This window comes from Ornithinibacillus gellani (assembly GCF_003730295.1).
Lineage (GTDB): Bacteria > Bacillota > Bacilli > Bacillales > Amphibacillaceae > Ornithinibacillus_A > Ornithinibacillus_A gellani.
Genome location: NZ_QTSZ01000015.1, coordinates 22,863 through 42,931, shown reverse-complemented (window position 1 = coordinate 42,931; position 20,069 = coordinate 22,863). Strand labels below are relative to the sequence as shown.

Below are 20,069 nucleotides of genomic sequence, written 5' to 3'. Positions count from 1 at the left end.
CCGTGCTCAATCGTTGGGGTAATGCGCTGTTAACAGGATTATTTATTGTCTTTCTGTTTATATTTGGGCTGTACATGTTCATAACGGCTGATCGGGATGTATCGGCAATAGAAAATCGTGAACTGGCACAGAAACCAAAACTCTCCTTGGACACCGTTAAAAATGGAACGTTTATGGATGATTTTAATTCCTATGTCACGGACCAATTTCCAGGAAGAAATAGATGGTTAAAGGCGTATATCGACTATCAAAGACTTACCAATCAAACCTATATTTATGATTATTATATTGGGGATGATAATTGGATGCTAGCTGAGCCCGAATATGGAATACCGAAAGAAAGACTTTCACAGGCAGCACAAGAGCTAAATGCTTTTGCAGCGAATCTGGCGAAAAAGGATGTGGATTTGTACTACTTTTCCGTTCCACATAAGGTAAGTGTCATGCAATTTTTATTGCCAGCTTATATTAAGCCTGGCAGCTATATCGACCGTATAGATTATCTCATGGAGCATTTGGATCAGGAACAGATCGTTACACTTGATCTTACCCATGATTTCATGGCCCGTTTCTCGGAGGATCAGATCAAGGACATGTATTTTAAAACAGATCATCATTGGAATATGAATGGGATTTGGGAAGGTTACCAAGAAATCATGAAATCCTTGCAAGCCCATTCTCGTTTTAATATGCAGCCTTTAAAACAAGAGGATGTGCAGCAGCAATGCTTTAAACAGAAGCAATTTGAGGGTAGCTATAATAAACAAATTTATTATACGGTTCAAGCAGATGATGAGAATCTATGCTTTATGGTTGCAGCAGACGGTTCCTTTGAAAATTATGAGGTAGCTGTCGATGGTAAATCCGTAGATCCGGCAACGATTTATGCGAGGGAATTTGGTACATCCAAAACGTCTATTAATTATAGTGACATATTTGGCTACAATTTACGTGAACTGGAAATCATTAATCCCGCGAAGAAAGACGTTGGTAATAAAATATTGGTGATTAAAGATTCCTATGCGAATCCGTTAGCCTATTTTATTGCACAACATTATTATCAGACAACCTTTTATGATCCAAGGTACAATCAGGACCGTACCATTGAAGAATATATAGAAGCAAATGATTTTGATGAGGTTGCCGTTATTTATAATAGTGCACATCTCTATGGTTCTAACTATCATTTTGATACATTGCCTAAATAGGTTGGGAAAGTTATCAAGCACCTAGAACCTAAACGCAAGACATGCTATTCTATGAGGTAACAAAATAAGGAGGGCGCTACATGCAACATAGTAAAACAAAGGGGCTTGTTTATGCTGTACTAATTACTGGTTTCTTGGTATTCATGATTCCTAGTATGGCAGGGGCAGAAGATGAAGCAACCGTCTTTTTTGAAGCAGGTAAACAAACGGTACATTTGGAAAAACAATTGACCGCGCATGTGAACAATGGGCAGGAGCGGACAAGCATCGAACTCATGCTGAATGGAAACAGCGCTTATGCGTATAAAGCAGAGCTCGTGCATACTTCGGAAATAAAGGTTCAACAAGTAGATGGGGAAACATATGCAACGGTAGTCTATCGTTATATCGGTTCATCCAATGCAGTAATGTTTGAGGTTTTACATGTCCATAACGGAAACTTACAATCCATCTATCAATCAGACACCTTTGAACGAGCACAACTGGAGTGGGAAGACGGCCGAATGACCTTAACCTACCCATCATATGAAACAGATGATGTCATGACTGATCCGAGTAAGTTAGTGACACAAAGCTTTATTTTAACAGCTGGAAGTGTCAAGGCGGAGGAGAAACAAGTAGAAGTAATTGAAGAAAAACAATCCAAAAGCAATTTATTAGCCAGTGGTAAAAATCCATCCGCAGCAGAAATGAATAAAATCTTAACGGAAGAAGCCTTAAAGGCTGGTATTGCGCCGGAAATACTAAAGGCGATTGCTTATCAGGAAAGTGGCTGGCAGCAATATTGGACGTCAGTACCGACCAGTATTAAAAAATGTAAAAAAAGTGATAAAACATTACCATATGATGGTACAAACGTAAAACTTGGCTATGACTGTATTGGTATCGGGGTCATGCAAGTGTCCAATCATATGTATATGAAAGAAGGAGCAGAAAAGGAAGCATATATTGATCGGCTGAAAAATGATCTTCGTTTTAACATTCAAGAAGGAATTGCTATTTTAAAAGATAAATGGAACTACCATCGTTCAGGTCTCATTCCAACGGTCAATAATAATGATCCAATGGTAATTGAAAACTGGTATTTCGCCATTTTAGCGTACAACGGCCTATTACAAAGAAATAATCCGATTGATAATGCTTATGCTGCTTACCAGGAGAAAGTGCTGGAGCGTATTGCAGATTATAGTTTATTAGATTTAAATCCATTTCCAACGCATAAATTAAATCCGTATGCAGACGGCAGCTTAATGCGGTTTGATAATAAGAATGTAACAATCGATGGCCCAGTACATTATTCGAGTCAATCCCTGAAATCAGGGGATACGGCTTATGTTACGGTGAATGGCCTGAATGTTCGTGGCACTGCCGGTGGTTCCGTTATCGGCAAATTGAATAAAGGTACAAAAGTTACCGTAACCGGAAAGTATGCTGGAACGAATTCCTTTTATGAACATTATGTGTGGGTTCCAGTTCAGGCAGGCAATGTCAAGGGATGGGTTGCCTCTAGTTATTTGTCACCGACCAATGATTATATCGATGCATTTCATTTACAGGGGGATACCCGTTACGAAACTGGTGTAAGTATAGCAAATCATGGTTGGCATATGGAGCGACCAGATACAGTCGTGATTGGTCGGGGAGATTTACCAATTGATGCTTTGACAGGAAGTGTACTCGCTGCTAAAACAGGAGGCCCCTTGTTGTTAACGCAAATAAATAAACTGACACCGTCTGTAGCTAAAGAATTAAAGCGACTAAACCCGACGACTGTGTATATTCTTGGTGGAAACAAAACAGCTATTTCAACCACTGTTGAAAATGAAATCAAGAAGTCCTTTAAACATGTCAAACGAATTGAAGGCGATACCCGCTATGAAACAGCGTCCCAAATTGCGGAAGAAGTGATTGGCAATGGTTCTGCTCCGGAAATATTTGTGACAACGGGGGACGATAAATCATCTGATGCTTTAGCTATCGCACCATATGCAGGCAGCAAGAATATTCCTATTTTATTGACAGGTGCTACGAAGCTAAACAAGAATGTTTCTAATTTTATTTCCAAGCATGGCGTCAAGAAGGCAACGATTATCGGTGGCGATAAAGTGATTACACCTACCGTGGAAAAAGAATTAAATAAGCTTTTAGGAGCAAGCAATGTGAAAAGAATTAGTGGTACGGATCGCTTTGCCACAAGTATTGCGATTGCCGATACCTATTATGTAAATAAGACATTGACACCTGGCAAATTCTTCATTGCCCAAGGGTTGGAAACGGCAGATGCATTAGCTGCAGCGCCGTTTGCTGCTAAGTTAAATGCTCCAATCATTTTGACCTTGCCACATAAAATACCAACTGATATAAACACATGGTTAAAAAACCGTGTGAAAGCAAAACAGAATCTTTACTTTTTAGGTGGGGAAAAAGCAATCCAAACAAAAGTGCGTAATCAATTTTTGCAGATAATAAGATAGTAGTGATAAAAGCCCAAACATATTTGACTCAAAAATGTGTTTGGGTTTTTCTATGGAGCAAAATCGTATTTTTGAGCAGGTGTTTATGTGCGAAATCAAGAACAGGACTTTAGTTCCAATATAAACAATTCAGAAAATAGGTTTATTACTTTAGTAACATGGATATATAGTTAATACGAATCATTTATAATAATTCCAATTGATGGAAAACTTTTCTTCGACTATAATGATTATTCGTAATAGGTAATACGTATTTTGGTAAATTTTTCATTTATCGCACAACAGAAGAAGCATCGAAGTCGGAATTTTGTTTATTTTATTTTGTAGCAGTTTTTCCTAGTTTATAAGTTACATAGACGAATAGACTAGGAAATTCAATAAAAAAATATACCTTGTTTATTGAAGGAGGTGAACTCAGAAGAGCGGGGGCTGTGCATTGGGCTTCACGTTCCAAGGGTTTAATTTTTATCTAGGATAGAGGAGGAAATTAATTGTCGAAATTACAAACTAGAGCATTTAGTATGCTTGCAGCGCTTTTGATGATTGTATCATTATTTGCGCCGGCAGTAAGTGCGCAATCAGCAAAGAGCAATACTACATCTAAACTATCTGCAGACCTGGTACAGGAATTCAAGTCGAATGATAAAGCTACTTTTATCGTTACTTTGAATGAGAAAGCTGATTCTGTAAAGGTTGCAAAACAAGCAAGAGAAAAAGCAGAGAAAGCAAGCCTTTCTTCTGAGCAAGTGAAGCTCGCACAGCGTGAAGCTGTAATCAGTGAATTAAAAGCAACAGCAAAAAGTACACAGAAAAATGTTGTGAAGTTCTTGGAAAATAAAAACGTTGAATTCACAACACATCATATTACAAACGCAGTTGTTGTAACTGCTACAGAAGATGTTGCTAAAGAATTAGCAGCACTAACAGAAGTAAAAAAAGTTATTCCTAACTTGCAAATTCAGGCTATTGAGCCAGTAGCAGAGCCTACTGATGCAAAATTAGCTTCCAGTGTATTGGAAAACGTTGATTTAGTAAATCCAATTCCACTTTGGGAAGAAGGAATTACTGGGGAAGGTATTGTAATCGGAAGTCTTGACTCCGGTGCACAATGGGATCACCCAGCTCTTAAAGAATCATATCGTGGATACAATGCAGCAGATGGAACTGTTAACCACGAAGGAAACTTCTTTGATCCAATTGACGGAATTGAAGAAGCTTATGATGACGATGGTCATGGCACACATACCATTGGAACAATGACAGGTTATGTTGCTGATGAAGATACCATTATTGGTGTAGCACCAGGTGCACAATGGATTTCAGGTAAAATTCTAGATGCAGCTGGAAATGGTAACACAAATGATCTTCTAGAAGCAGCAGAGTGGATGATGGCGCCAGGTGGCGATGCTTCTTTGGCACCAGACGTTATTAATAACTCATGGGGTTTCCCTGGAGTAGATCCAATTGAAGACCTTGGAGAGTTTTTCCGTGATGTAATTGTAAGCTGGAATGCGGCAGGTATTGCTGCTTCATTTGCAGCAGGTAATGAAGTTCCAGGTGTTGTTGAAGCAGTTCCTGGTTCCGTATCTGCACCAGCAGCATATCCAGAAGCATTCGCAGTAGGTGCAATCTACAATAATAAAGATCTTGCAGAGTTTTCTCTAAGAGGACCGTCTCCTTATGATGAGACAAAGCCTGAGGTTGTTGCGCAGGGTGTAGATGTTGTTTCTGCTTACCCAGGTGATGGTTACGTAGCAATGCCAGGTACGTCTATGGCTGCTCCTGCAGTAGCTGGTGCGATTGCATTATTGCTACAAGCTGCTCCAGATGCAGAAATTGCAGATATTGAACAAGCATTACTTGATACAGCTGAAGCATTGACTGACGCTGAATATCCACAATCTCCAAATGATGGCTTTGGCCATGGTTTGATTAATGTATCAGCAGCTGCTGAAGAATTGGCTGAAGAGCCGGAAGAACCGGAAGAGCCAGAAGAGCCAGCAGTTGAAATTGATCGTATTGAAGGTAAGGATCGTTATGCAACAGCAATTGAAATCAGCCAAAAAGGTTGGGAAGATGGCGCATTGGAAGGGAAGCAAGTCGTACTTGCGCGCGGTGATGATTTCGCTGATGCTCTAGCTGGTGTACCTTTGGCACATGCATTGAATTCTCCAATTCTATTGGTCCCGTCTACTACAGAAGGTGGATTACAGAAAATATTAGATCGTACAATGGCAGAGGTTGAACGTCTAGGTGCTACCGATGCAATCTTGCTAGGTGGAGAAATTGCGGTTAACCCAGATGTTGATAACCAGTTGAACAATGAAAATATTGATACAGAACGTTTAGCAGGTGAAACTCGCTTTGATACAGCGGTTGAAATTGCTGAATGGTTAGTTGAAAATGTAGAAGGATTCTCTGCTAATGAAGTTGCATTAGCAAACGGACTGGACTTCCCGGATGCATTGTCTATTGCTGCATCTGCTGCTCAGTCTGGAACTCCAATTCTATTGACACAAGCAAACAAGATTCCTGATGCAACTCAAGGCGCATTGGAAAGCTTGAATGTTGAGTCTACAGTTGTTATTGGTGGACCAGCAGTTGTTTCTGAAGATGTATTTGGTCAGCTTCCAGGTGCAAACCGCTTGGCTGGTAAAGACCGTTTTGATACAAACTTCGAAATCCTAAGAGATTACAACGTTGATGCTGATCACCTGTATGTTGCTACTGGCATGGAATACGCAGATGCATTGACTGGAGCTGTTTTGGCAGCGAAGGAAAACACTGCAGTAATCCTTGTTAACGAAACGACTATGAAATACGATAGAATTACTGAGTTCTTAACAGAACAAGGTGCTTCTGATCTATCTGTATTCGGTGGTTCCAACGCAGTTAGCGACAGCATTGTTAAAGGCTTGGAAGATTTCTTGAATCAGTAATCGACCATAGCTTTCATCAATGGATGAATAATAAAGAAACTGTCTCGTCGGATGATTCCGCGAGACAGTTTTTTGTTGTATGGATGATATGGAAAAAGAATGGTAAAGCTAGACTACTAATGTTAGAATCATAGAATAGCAGATGCATTAATAAACCATGCAACAGAAAGGAATATGCTTGATGCAGCAAATAAGAAAAACGAACTGGCCTCATATGATACTTATGTTGCTTCTTGTATTTGTATTGGTGATACCAATGAATACGGTAGCAGCAGCGCAAGGAAATAAGAACATAGAACAACAATCAAATAAGCTGTCAAACGAATTAATTGTTCAATTTGATCATGAAAATCAAGTAGGCTTTATGATACGGTTTAAAGCTACAGCAGCAGTAGAAAAGATTGCGGAAAATCATGCTGCTCTATCTGGTGTACATACAGACCCAAAAACAGCTGAGTTGGAACAACGAAAAGCTGTTATTGCAGCCTTAAAGGAAACGAGTAAAGCTGCGCAAACAGATGTATTAACATACTTGGAGGAAGCTGCTGAGACTGGAGAAGCCACTCATATAGAATCATTTCATATTGTAAATAGTGTCTACGTACAAGCAACAAAGAAAGTGGCAGAGGAAATCAGTAAGTTTCCAGAAGTAGCATCAATTCAACCAAGTGGTACATATGAAATACCAGAAATGGAACCACAACCTGAATCAAGAATTTCAGCAGCAAAAGTGGGTGCTAATATTGAAAAAATCGGTGCTCCCACAGTTTGGGAACAAGGTATTGACGGTAGCGGCATCGTAATTGCTACGATTGACTCAGGGGTAATATGGGATCATCCAGCATTGAAAGAAAAGTACCGTGGTTACAATAAAGAAACAGGTAAAGTATCTCATACTTTTAATTGGTACGATGCAACCAGTGATGGTTATGCCGAACCACGTGATTCTGTCGGACATGGAACCCATGTTACGGGAACGATGGTTGGAAGTGAACCAGACGGCTCGAATCAAATCGGTGTTGCACCGGGGGCGAAGTGGATTGCCGTCAAGGCATTTTCAGGTGACACCGCTTCTGATCCAGCCTTGCTTCGCGCGGCTGAATGGATTTTAGCACCGCGTGATGCAGATGGGAATGAACGCCCGGATCTATCACCGGATATTGTCAACAATTCTTGGAGTCAAACAGCCGAATATGATGAATGGTATCGAGATGTGGTGAAAGCATGGGTTGCTGCTGGTATATTTCCAGTATTTGCAGTTGGAAATGCATCAGCCACTCATCCAAACGGACCAGGAACAGTTAAAAATCCAGCCAACTATCCAGAATCATTTGCTGTAGGATCTATTAATAAAAATAACGCGTTAGCAAATAGCTCTTATTGGGGACCGTCTCCATATGGGGAAATTAAACCAGATGTTGTTGCACAAGGTGTAAGCGTGCGATCAGCAAATGCAAAGGGTGGCTACAAGAATATGTCGGGTTCCTCGATGGCTACTCCAACCGTTGCTGGTATGGTAGCTCTAGTCAAGCAGGCAGCCCCGGGACTTTCAATCGACCAAATACGAGATGTGATAACAGATACAGCCCTGCCATTAACCAATAAAACCTTTACACAATCACCGAATAATGGTTTTGGCTATGGCTTGATCCAAGCACCTAAAGCAGTTGAACAAGCTACTGCGAAGGAAAATAGCTCTATTCAGCGTATAGCTGGTTACCTACGCTATGATACAGCTATTCAAATTAGTCAAAAAGGCTGGGATAAAGCGGATACGGTAATTCTTGCCCGTGGGGATGAATTTGCGGATGCATTGGCAGGTGTTCCACTCGCCTATCAATTGGATGCGCCAATTATCTTAACATCATCGAATAAACTGTACGGCCCTGCGTTACGTGAAATCAAACGTTTGCGTGCCAAACAGGTGATTGTACTTGGTGGTCCGAAAGCAATTTCGGATTCGATTGTCACCCAACTTGTGAACGAAAAGCTTTCGGTTAGAAGAATTGCTGGCGATGCCCGCTTTGAGACGGCAGCAAAGATTGCAAATGAATTAAGCCCGAATGGGAGTAAGCAAGTAGTTGTCGCAAATGGTATGGATTTTCCGGACGCATTGTCCGTAGCTTCTCATGCAGCAAAGGTAGGACATCCGATTTTATTGGTAACAGATCATAAATTAACGAAAGCTACAAAATCAGCCCTCTCCAAGCTTGGAGCAGAGCAAGCTGTAGTTGTTGGTGGGGATAAGGTTGTCAATAATACGGTAATGAAACAATTACCGAAGCCGACAAGATTGGAAGGGTCCGATCGCTTTGAAACCAATATACAAATTATGAATCACTATCAGCCGAAATCAAAGCACTTATATGTGACGACCGGCATGAATTTTGCCGATGCGTTAACAGGAGCTGTTTTAGCGGCAAAGCAGGATAGTGCGATTCTTTTCGTACATCGAAAGATTCCAGCAGTAACAAGCAAATACATCACAGATCATGCGCTGGAACGTTTAACATTATTAGGTGGACCAGTCGCCATTAGTGAAACCGTAGAAGCTGGATTACTTGATTTACTAAAGAAATAAAGTGAAACTTCAGTGGGGTTCTTACAGCCAGTTAATAAATGATAAAGTGAAACTTCAATCAGTGGGGATTTCGCACTTTCCCCACTGATTGTTAGTTGAACCAATCAGGCTTTTACTGGCTGTTGATTCCCCACTAACAATACTTGTTATCTACAAACATTCTCGGTGTGGGGGCTTACAGCCAGTTAATCTGTATCTTTAATATAGAAACCAACGAGGCTATTCCTTTCCATGTTTAAAGGAATAGCCTTCTATTTTTTTAAACATCGAATACGTCCTCTAATACATCCCATTGATTTGCTAACCAAATCATTTCTTCACGAAAGCGAATCATTGGTCTGGAATCCGTCGTTTTCGCAACCTGTAGCCAGGAGGATTCCTTCCACCATGTAAGTTTCATGGACCTGACAAGCTTGGAATGCGATAAGTTGCGGTACTGACGATAACCTGAAATAAAAGCTGTGGTACAAGTCATATCCAATTTATTATTCAATAAACAACAAGATAAAACGGCACGTGAAATATCAAATTCAGGATATACGTAGTGCATACGGTCAAAATCCAGTAAAGCTGCGACAGAATCTGAATGAAACAGTATATTATCAACAAATAAATCCCAGTGGGCCCACCCTTTTTCACAGGAGGAAAACAAGTCCCATTCCAGCCCATCGATTATTTTTTGTTGAACTTCTAATTGCTTCATCGTTTGATCGCATGCCAATGACTTGGCTTCTTCCCATCTTTTACGCCAGTTTTGCAGCATCTCTGTTTTAGTCGGTAAATTCCAATGTAAAGTTTGCCTAACGGGGGCTGTTTCAAATAGAAGCTGATGCATTTGACCAATGGTTAGTCCAAGTGAGTAGGCTTGTGAAGGATGAATGGTACCAGGTTCTATCAGCGATCCGTCTAAATCCTCCATTACGACAAATCGCTGACCAAGTTTACTCGTTAATACATAATGTTGTTGAGATGGATAAAGTCTGGGGCATGGTATTCCGTTTTGAAACAGAGAATCCTGTAACCGAAGAGATTATTCAAGTCCTGCGTTGGAAGATGACGGATAGCGGGTCCGATTGTACTGTTTGACAAAATAACTGCCATGATCGGTAAATATACGCCATTTCAGGTTCTTATAACCAAGCGGTATGGCCATCGTATGATGGATGTTCCAACCGAAAATAGCTCGGATGGAATGACATATATCATCAAGTATATGCGAATCTGTAATTTGTTCCATTCACAACAACCCCTTCAAAATCTAATCCAAGTTCAAAACCTTTTTATTTCAAGCTCTTTCTTACTATATACCAAATCACACAGGACCTTCCTACTATTTTTGCAAAATTCCCGAAAATGTGACGAGTTTTTCTTATCCTTCATGTATGATTTAGGGGAGGAATAGTTCTAATCATACATATAAAGAGGGAGGAAAAAGGTCTTGAAAAATAAGCATGTACGTAGCGTGTCACATGTAGAAAGAAAGCTGTTTATCATCATGACAAGTCTTTTACTTGTATTATCGATGGTATTACCAGGAATGGTGACACAAGCTGCAGGAAAAAAAGGAGCTAAGGTTCAATTTCAATCAACAGCTGAACAAAAGGTGGAACAAGCTGTATGGGATGCTTTTGCAGCAGATGAAGTAGTCGATGTTTTGGTTATGTTCCAGCAGCGGGCAGACACAAAGGCTGCAGTGAAACAGAACAAGCAAGCTGCTAAGCAAGAAGGAATGAGTGCATATAAGCAATTGCAGCAGCAACGGTCAGCTGTCGTTACAACATTGAAAAATACAGCATGGTCTTCACAGCAGGACGTGAAGGAATACCTTGCGGAGCAGAAAAAGCAAGGACAAGTGAAAGCAGTGAACGACTATTATATTGTTAATGCTATTTCAGCGACGGTGACAGAGGAGGTTGCCACAGAGCTGGCCGCATATCCTGAGGTGGAAGCCATTCAATTGAATCAAAGCCATCAGCTGCCTAAGCTGGAAGAAAAAACTTTGGAAGAATCTGTGGCTGAATGGAATATAGACCGCATTAAGGCACCAGCAGCATGGGAAAAAGAGGCAAAAGGTGATGGCGCAGTTGTGGCCCTCATTGATACAGGTATCGAGTGGGCGCATGCTGCATTAAAAACAAAATATCGCGGATATCAGGCTGAAACGGATACCGTAGATCATACATTCAGCTGGTTCGATACATCAGGAGAAAGTGCTGAACCAGTGGATGATAACGGCAGCGGCACCATGATGACTGGTTTGGTTGTCGGGGGAGATGCAGACAATCAAATTGGTGTAGCTCCTGATGCAAAGTTTATTGGTGTGAAAGCATTTCATGACGGGGCAACAACAGATGCAGACTTACTTGCTGCAGCGGAATGGGTCCTTGCGCCGGTGGATGCAGAAGGAAATACGAGGGTTGATATGGCTCCAGATATCGTAGTAAACGCTTGGAGTATGGGGCCAGGTGAAAATGAATGGTTTCGTCAGGCCGTACAGGAATGGAGACATGCAGGTATACTGCCAATTTTTCCAACTGGAAATAGAAGCTCTTCCAATAAAGGGGGAGAAGGCTCAGTAGAAGCACCAGCCAACTATCCAGAGTCGTTTGCAGTTGGCGCTACCGATATTGGGGATGTCCTATCCACCATATCTTTACTAGGTCCATCACCATATGATGAAATAAAACCAAATATGGTTGCACCTGGCCAGGCAGTGAAATCTTCCTACGTCGGCGGTGGCTATGCGGTTGGCAATAGTACGGGGCTTGCTGCGGCACAGGTTGGCGGAGCGGCCGCCATATTGCGTGCCGAAAATCCAATGATATCTGTTGATGAATTGGAAGCATTATTGCAAGAGACTGCAAAACCACTAACAGACGAAGCATATCCGACTACACCAAATCATGGCTATGGCTATGGTTTATTAGATGTGCATCATGCTTTACAAGCCATTGACCAAGGGATAGGAACGGTTGAAGGGAATGTAACGAAAAAACAGGATGGTAGCGCACTTCAAGCAACAGTCAGCTTACTTGGAACAGAGCGTTTGGCCTATACAAGTGCAACGGACGGGGCATATGCATTAACCTATGCTGGCGGCGACTATACATTAGTTGCAGAATCCTATGGTTATCAAGCAATCGAACGTGATATTACCCTAGGTGAAACAGCCGTAACAGAAAACTTTGAGCTACAAGCATTGCAACAGGCAGAACTATCTGGAACGATTGTGGATGCTACAACAGGTACACCAGTTGAACATGCGCTGATCCAATTGAAGGAAGACGCAAATGTGAAGCCGGTCAGAACAGATGGTAAAGGAACCTTTAACCTAACCGGTTACGAGGGTACCTATACCTTGCAAATTGCGGCTAAAGACTATGAAATGACCGAGAAGCAAGTCGAGATTTCACAGGCTGGCGAATCGATTTCAGTCGAATTGGAACCATTTTTTAGCTATCCGGGTGAAGAGTTAATTTACGATGATGGTACAGGTGAAGGTGGCAGCTGGTTCCATGATGCCGGTAACGCGTGGTCAGTTAAAATGTCACTAGCAGAGGGGAAAGACCGGGCTACACTTACAGGTGGTAAGTTCTTATTCTCCAAGTTTAATGCCGACGTTGGTGGTGACCATTTCCATATTGAGGTGTTAGCTGCAGATGGTCCAAATGGTGCGCCTGGTACCAAAATTGCCGGCCCAATCGATGCAGAAGCACGAAAGGATGGCGAATGGACATTTATAGACTTAGAGGATCAAGGAATTGTGGTGGATGGTGATTTCTATCTCGTCTATATTCAAACCAAAGATAGTAGAGAAGCACCAAAGCTGCAAAATGATAAAAGTGGTACCTTTACGAAACGCAGCTGGGAAATGTATCGCGGCCATTGGTACCAATTGGAAAAAGATTTTCTAACAGGCAATAAAATGATTCGTGCGATAGTCGATTATGAAGTGGATACTCCTGTAATCACTTCACCTGATGAGGGACATTCAACAATAGAACGATTGATAACGGTGGAAGGATCAGCTTCTCCTACGACAATGATTGAATTAAAGCAGAATGGTAAAAAGATAGACACAGTCGAGGTGGGCGAAAGTGGTTCATTTGCCATCGATGCACAATTAGAAGTAGGGGAAAATAAATTTGTGGCTATTTCCTTAGTGAATGGAAGAGAAGCTGGGACATCACATCCGGTAACCATTACGAGAGAAGAGCCAACAATCAAATACTTGAAGCCAGCAGTTGATCAATATGTACAGCCTGGTGACGAGGTAAGGATAGCTTTTCTAGGAAACGATCCACATGCAAAAGCATATTATACGATAAAGCTCCCAACAAAAGGGGCCCAAAAGTATGCAGAACGGGTAGAAATGATTGAAAAGCTACCAGGTTCTTTTGAGGCAATCTGGCAGGTACCTCAGGATGTTTCCTTTACAGATGCGGTGATAGAGGTTGAATTGGTGACAGAAGACGGATATTCAGTGACCGAACAAGCACCAGGCAAACTTCACGTCGCAAAAGAAACAATCAATCGTATCGCTGGCGATATCCGTTACGATACAGCGATTGAAATTAGCAAGACTGGCTGGGCTAAGGCAGATACAGTCATTCTAGCAAGAGGGGATGAATTTGCGGATAGCCTGGCAGGTGTTCCACTCGGGCATGCGTTAGACGCACCAATTTTATTAACGCCATCAGATAAGCTGTGGAATACAACAAAAGATGAAATCAAACGGCTTCAAGCTAAACAAGTTGTGATTCTAGGTGGAGAAAAAGCGATCAGCAACCAGATTGAAGCGGATTTGAAAAAACAAGGACTATCTGTTAAACGTATCGCTGGAGATACCCGCTTTGAAACAGCTGCCAACATTGCAGATGAATTGGCACCAAACGGTACGAAACAAGCAGTTGTAGCGAATGGTATGGATTTTCCAGATGCACTTTCCGTTGCAGCACATGCGGCAAAGGAAGGACTTCCCATCCTGCTGACACGTCCAGATGTGTTGCCGAAAGGAACGGAAGCAGCGATTAAGAAACTTGGATTAAAAGAAACCATTGTTGTTGGTGGTCCACAGGCGGTTCATGACAAAATTGCGAACCAGCTTCCGTCTGTAAAACGTCTGCATGGCCATGATCGTTATGGTACCAACATTGCCATCGCCAAGCATTTCGGTGTGGAGAACAAGCATCAATATGTCGCAACTGGTAAAGAATATGCGGATGCGTTAACAGGAGCGGTACTCGCAGCGAAGCAAAACAGCGGCATAATCCTGGTACACCACAGGGTGCCAAAGGATACCGCACCATATATTCAGGAAGAACAAGTGAAATTCTTATCTGTCTTCGGTGGCGAAGTAGCCGTATCCAAAGAAGTGTTTGCAGCATTGAAAGAGTTATTACAGTAATAGTAAAGGGCGTCTTTTTCCAACTTGGAAAAGGATGCTCTTTTTTTACATTCCATGCCTGGGAATGCACCATCTGGTTGCTTTGGACTAGTTCTTTTCCATTAGGATAGGGTGGATAGCTAGTTACTTTTCGCTATTTTTAAAATATTTGTTTAATTTCATGTTTTAATATGTCGGTTTTTGCTATAGTTCATAGTGAATAGATATCTATCCATATAGTATAGGGGAAATAGAAAATGAATAATCCAATCATACTTTAGGAGGATGTATATGGGAATGCGGAATGGCAGACATTCAAAATGCATGTCGATATTTATGATAGTATTGTTGCTTTTAAGCTTAGTATTTCCTGCAGGTGCAATGGCAAAGCCACAAGCATCTACTACCAATCAAATCGGTAAACTGCAGCAAGAATTAGTGGAAGCATTTAAAGAAAAGGATAAGGTACGATTTATTGTCATTTTAGAAAAGCAACTGCAGACAGAAAACATTTCTAAACAAGTGGAAATGAAAGCTGCAACCCAGAAGCTAAAACCTACGGAATTAAAAATGGAAAAGGGAAAGGCGATTACCGCTGCACTACAAAAAAATGCAACTGAAACGCAAAAAGATGTGCTAAAACAAATATCAAAACAGCAAAAGTCTGGTGATATTGACAAGTTACGTTCGTTTTATATTCTGAATGCAATTGCAGTGGAAGGAACAAAAAAAGCTGCTGAAGCATTGATAGCAATGCCGGAAGTAAAAGAAGTAGTTTTAGACGAGCAACGGGAGCTTTCTCCACCAGAAAAGGTAGAAAATAAGAAGGACAAACAACTTGCTGATGATGAAATAGAATGGAATGTTTCGCAGGTCGGAATACCTGAAGTATGGGAACAGGGCTATGATGGTGAAGGAATGGTTGTTGCCAATATTGATAGTGGCGTTGACTGGCTTCATCCAGCAGTAAAACGGCAGTATCGCGGCTATAATCCAGATGATCCAGATAATGCAGATCATGAATTTAATTGGCATGATGCGGTAATGGATAGACAAAGCCCTATGGATTCTGATGGGCATGGAACCCATACGATGGGAACAATGGTCGGTCAGGAAGCTGACGGTACGAATAAAATTGGTGCAGCTCCAGGTGCAAAATGGATCGCAGTTCGCGCATTCTGGGGAGATACTGGTTATGATTCTGATATTTTGGAAGCGGGAGAATGGGTGCTAGCCCCGACAGATAATGAAGGGGTACCACATCCGGAAAAAGCTCCTGATATCGTTAATAATTCCTGGGGTGGAAATCCGTATGATAATGATTGGTTCCGCCCTATGGTACAAGCTTGGAGGGATGCTGGAATTGTTCCAATATTTTCAGTCGGAAATGCTGGGTTATTTTCAAAAGCTACCCCTGGCTCGGCTTCCGCACCAGGAAATTATCCAGAATCTATCGCTGTTGGTGCGACTGATCAGGAGAACCAACTAGCAAGCTTCTCTTTAAGAGGACCGTCTGAAAATGGCGATGTAAAACCAGATTTAGCCGCACCTGGGGTAGGGATTCGCTCATCTGTCCCAGGGGAAACATGGGATCAATTTGAATATGACTTTTTTAACGGTACATCTATGGCAGCACCACTTGTGTCAGGGATAGCATTGTTGATGCTACAGGCAGATCCTAGTCTCACTGTGGATCAAATTGATTCCATTCTGAAATGGACTGCAGATGAAAAAACAGATGAAACATATACGGAAACACCAAATAATGGGTACGGATTTGGTATTGTCAATGCACCAGCCGCAGTTGAAGCAGCTGCAAATGGTGTTGGTTCCATCCATGGTCAAATCATTTCGGAGCAAGAGGATAACAAACCGCCTCAATATGAACATCATGAACGTAGGGTTGTATTTACAAATGAGGATGCGCATTTTTCCATTACTGCAGCAGATGATGTGAGTGTGGAGGAAGTAACGTTACATCTAACAATTGATCAAGGAAAAGAAGAGACCTTCCGTACTAATCGTGTGGATGGAGACCATCAAGAAGGAATTTATGAAGCTATCATTCCAGGGGAACGGGTAGTTGGAGATGACTTATCCTATTGGTGGACCATAAAGGACTTTTATGGAAATGAAACGATAACCGATACGTATGATGTTTCGATTGAGGAAGGGATTTCTGCCGGGTATACAGAGGATTTTGAATTGTATCCAGATGGCTGGTATGCTTTTGGGCGCTATAATTCCTGGGAATGGGGTGCGCCACTTTTTGGTCCTGATCAAGCAGCGTCTGGTGATAAGGTAATGGGGACCCATTTACGTGGCAATTACAAAATGGATGCAGATATGTCCTTAATGATGCCACCAGTCCTTGTTGAGGAAGATACGGTGTTAAGGTTTAAGCAATGGTATAGTTTAAGCTGGTTTGGTGAAGATGTTGGAACTGTTTTCTTATCGGAGGACGGAGAAAATTGGACGCAGCTGTATCAAATATCAAAGGATAATGAAAACTGGCATGAAGCAGGTATTGATCTTTCAGATTATGCCGGAAAAAAAGTATATATTGCATTTAACCTCTTAACACGTGATAATGAATTCCCTGGTTGGTACATTGATGATGTCAAACTAGTCCGGGAAGGTGGAGGTAATGGAGCAGTACAGCCTGAAGACAGAAACAATACGCAAAAACTGGCTGATTCTGCAATCCAGTATCCAATCGAACAATCCCATAAAATACAAAAATCAAAAGGGACGCTACCGGTAAATGCAAATATTGAAGTCGTAGAAACCGGATGGACAACAACCACAAATCCACAAGATGGTTCATTTGCAATTTATCATGAGCCGGGAACATACACACTATCTATTGAAGCCTATGGCTATAAACATACAACAAAACAAATTTCGATTGAAAGTAAAGGTGAAGCAACACCTGTTTTTCAGCTAGAACCTTTATCATCACAGAAGATATCTGGAACAGTGACAGACTCTTTTGGTAACCCAATAGCAAATGCTGTTATCCAGCTTTCTGATGACGAACTGGCAGCAAATGCCTCTTCGGATAACGCAGGCATCTATGAGTTGTCCGCATTAGAAGGTGATCATACAGTAATCGTTCGAGCGCCGGGGTACCAGTCTGTTAGTAAGCAAATTACTGTTGAAGCAGGAGAAGATATCGCACTTGATATCAATATGGATTCCTATTTCCGTGGTGAGGATAAAGAAATCTCTTATGATAATGGGAGCTATGGTAAAAACCTTGCAATGGGTAAAAAGGGGAACGGCTTTGCAGTTCGAATGTCTTTGGATGAGGAGAAAGGTGCCGCGATGCTGACTGGTGCAAAGCTGCAATTCTGGGCAGCTCATGTTCCGGTTCCAGGTGGAGAAGCAATTGAAATTGCAATCTATGATGCAGATGGTGAGGATGGCTCGCCCGGAACAAAGCTAGCTGGTCCAGTTAAAGCTAAAGCAAAACGTGATTTAAACCAATGGACAGAAGTCGATTTATCCGACTTGGGATTACTACTTGATGGAGATTTCTATATTGTCTATTTACAGGTGGATGATTTTCCATATGTCCCTGGATTTGTATCAGATGGGGATGCGAATCAAGCTGCAGGAAGAAGCTGGGATTACCTGGGCGGCAATTGGTATCAGGCAGAGGATAGTCTAGGTAATTATATGATTCGTGCAAGTGTGGCATATAGCGAAGATGCTCCAAATATGAAAACACCAGTCATTTCATCGCCATCTACTGGTATATATACGAATGAAGCTGAACTGAACATAGCGGGGGAAGCGGAACCTTCTGCTACTTTACGTTTATTAAACAATGGAAAGCAAATAGGAACCTTCCAAGCTGATGAATCAGGTGCATTTTCTTATCAATCAAAGCTAGAGGAAGGGAATAACAAACTATCAGTCGTTTCGTTCTATAAAGGGTCTCCTGTAAATGTTTCAAAGACGATTGATGTTGTATTGGATTCCATCAAACCTAAACTAACAATAGAGAGTCCAAAGGATGGAACGACCACAAAGAATAGTGAAATAGTAGTAGAAGGAAAAGTAACGGACGAAAATTTAAAGATTGTAACGGTAAATGACAAAGAGGTCAATGTGCAAGAAGAACATTATTCTACTCCTGTTGCATTAACAGAAGGTGAAAACCAAATCGTTGTCGTGGCAAAGGATCTTGCAGGAAATGAACAATCTAAAACAGTTATGGTTATTTATCAGGATATTGTACCGGAAATTACCAATGTCCAACCTAAGAAGGATCAATATTTGTTGGCTGGAGATGAAGTGAAAATCTCATTCGAAAGCACGGTAGAGGGTGGAGAAGCGAACTTCCTAATCAAGTTGCCAACTGGACAGGCAAACAAATTAGAAGCGGATTCTACAAACATGAAGGAAGTTAAATCAGGAAAATATGAAGGAACCTGGGTTGTTCCAGCCAATACGAATATACAAGATGCGATGATAGAAGTGGAACTGAAGGACCAGGATGGTTTGAAGCTTCAAGCAATTGCAGAAGGTAAATTACACGTCGCAAAAGAATCAATCAATCGCATCGCTGGCGATATCCGTTACGATACAGCGGTTGAAATCAGTAAGACTGGTTGGGCAAAGGCAGATACAGTCATTTTAGCAAGAGGGGATGAATTTGCGGATAGCCTGGCAGGTGTTCCACTGGGACATGCGTTAGACGCACCAATTTTATTAACGCCGTCAGATAAGATGTGGAGCACAACAAAAGATGAAATCAAGCGACTTCAAGCAAAGAATGTCATCATTCTAGGTGGGGAAAAAGCGGTTAGCAACCAGATTGAAGCGGATTTGAAAAAACAAGGACTATCTGTTAAACGTATCGCTGGAGATACCCGCTTTGAAACAGCCGCTTACATTGCGGATGAATTGGCACCAAACGGTACGAAACAAGCAGTTGTAGCGAATGGTATGGATTTTCCAGATGCACTTTCCGTTGCAGCACATGCGGCAAAGGAAGGGCTTCCGATCCTGTTAACACGTCCGGATGTGTTGCCAAAAGGCACGGAAGCAGCGATTAAGAAACTTGGATTAAGGGAAACCATTGTTGTTGGTGGTCCACAGGTGGTTCATGAAAAGATTGCGAACCAGCTGCCAGCTGTAAAGCGTCTGCATGGCCATGATCGTTATGGTACCAACATTGCCATCGCCAAGCATTTCGGTGTGGAGAACAAGCATCAATATGTCGCAACTGGTAAAGAATATGCGGATGCCTTAACAGGAGCGGTACTCGCAGCGAAGCAAGACAGCGGCATAATCCTGGTACACCATAGGGTACCAAAGGACACTGCACCATATATACAGGAAGAACAAGTAAAATTCCTATCTGTCTTCGGTGGTGAAGTAGCCGTATCCAAAGAAGTGTTTGCAGCATTGAAAGAGTTATTACAGTAAAAGGATGGGGGCTGATTTTCGAGCCCCTTCTTCCTTAACTCC

Annotated in this window: 8 protein-coding genes; 6 read left to right on the top strand and 2 right to left on the bottom strand. The window is 41.7% G+C overall.

Annotation, left to right across the window (positions count from 1 at the left end; translation table 11 throughout):
• Positions 1–2: 2 nt before the first annotated feature.
• The 4 genes from DX933_RS03810 (at position 3) to DX933_RS03795 (ending at position 9,202) form a co-directional block, all read left to right on the top strand.
• Positions 3–1,208: a DHHW family protein gene (locus DX933_RS03810; RefSeq protein WP_123315158.1), complete on the top strand. Its 1,206-nt coding sequence runs from the start codon at positions 3–5 to the stop codon at positions 1,206–1,208.
• Between the two features lie 80 nt (positions 1,209–1,288).
• Positions 1,289–3,682: a cell wall-binding repeat-containing protein gene (locus DX933_RS03805; RefSeq protein WP_123315157.1), complete on the top strand. Its 2,394-nt coding sequence runs from the start codon at positions 1,289–1,291 to the stop codon at positions 3,680–3,682.
• A 491-nt stretch (positions 3,683–4,173) separates the two neighbouring features.
• Positions 4,174–6,621, top strand: a complete 2,448-nt coding sequence (locus tag DX933_RS03800) for a cell wall-binding repeat-containing protein (protein WP_123315156.1) — start codon at positions 4,174–4,176, stop codon at positions 6,619–6,621.
• A 181-nt stretch (positions 6,622–6,802) separates the two neighbouring features.
• A complete protein-coding gene (locus DX933_RS03795; protein WP_190279402.1) occupies positions 6,803–9,202 on the top strand; it encodes a S8 family serine peptidase in 2,400 nt (799 codons plus the stop codon).
• Between the two features lie 259 nt (positions 9,203–9,461).
• Here DX933_RS03795 and DX933_RS03790 read toward each other — a convergent pair whose 3' ends face one another.
• Both DX933_RS03790 and DX933_RS03785 read right to left on the bottom strand, forming a co-directional pair.
• On the bottom strand, positions 9,462–10,211 hold the full coding sequence (locus DX933_RS03790) for a phosphotransferase (RefSeq protein ID WP_123315154.1): 750 nt from the start codon (positions 10,209–10,211) through the stop codon (positions 9,462–9,464).
• Between the two features lie 21 nt (positions 10,212–10,232).
• A complete protein-coding gene (locus tag DX933_RS03785) occupies positions 10,233–10,439 on the bottom strand; it encodes a hypothetical protein (protein ID WP_123315153.1) in 207 nt (68 codons plus the stop codon).
• Between the two features lie 201 nt (positions 10,440–10,640).
• Here DX933_RS03785 and DX933_RS03780 point away from each other — a divergent pair, with 201 nt between their 5' ends.
• Both DX933_RS03780 and DX933_RS03775 read left to right on the top strand, forming a co-directional pair.
• A complete protein-coding gene (locus DX933_RS03780) occupies positions 10,641–14,609 on the top strand; it encodes a cell wall-binding repeat-containing protein (protein WP_123315152.1) in 3,969 nt (1,322 codons plus the stop codon).
• 270 nt (positions 14,610–14,879) lie between these two features.
• The gene (locus DX933_RS03775) at positions 14,880–20,027 is read left to right on the top strand and encodes a S8 family serine peptidase (RefSeq protein ID WP_190279401.1); all 5,148 of its coding nucleotides are present in this window, start codon (positions 14,880–14,882) and stop codon (positions 20,025–20,027) included.
• The last annotated feature ends 42 nt before the right edge of the window (positions 20,028–20,069 follow it).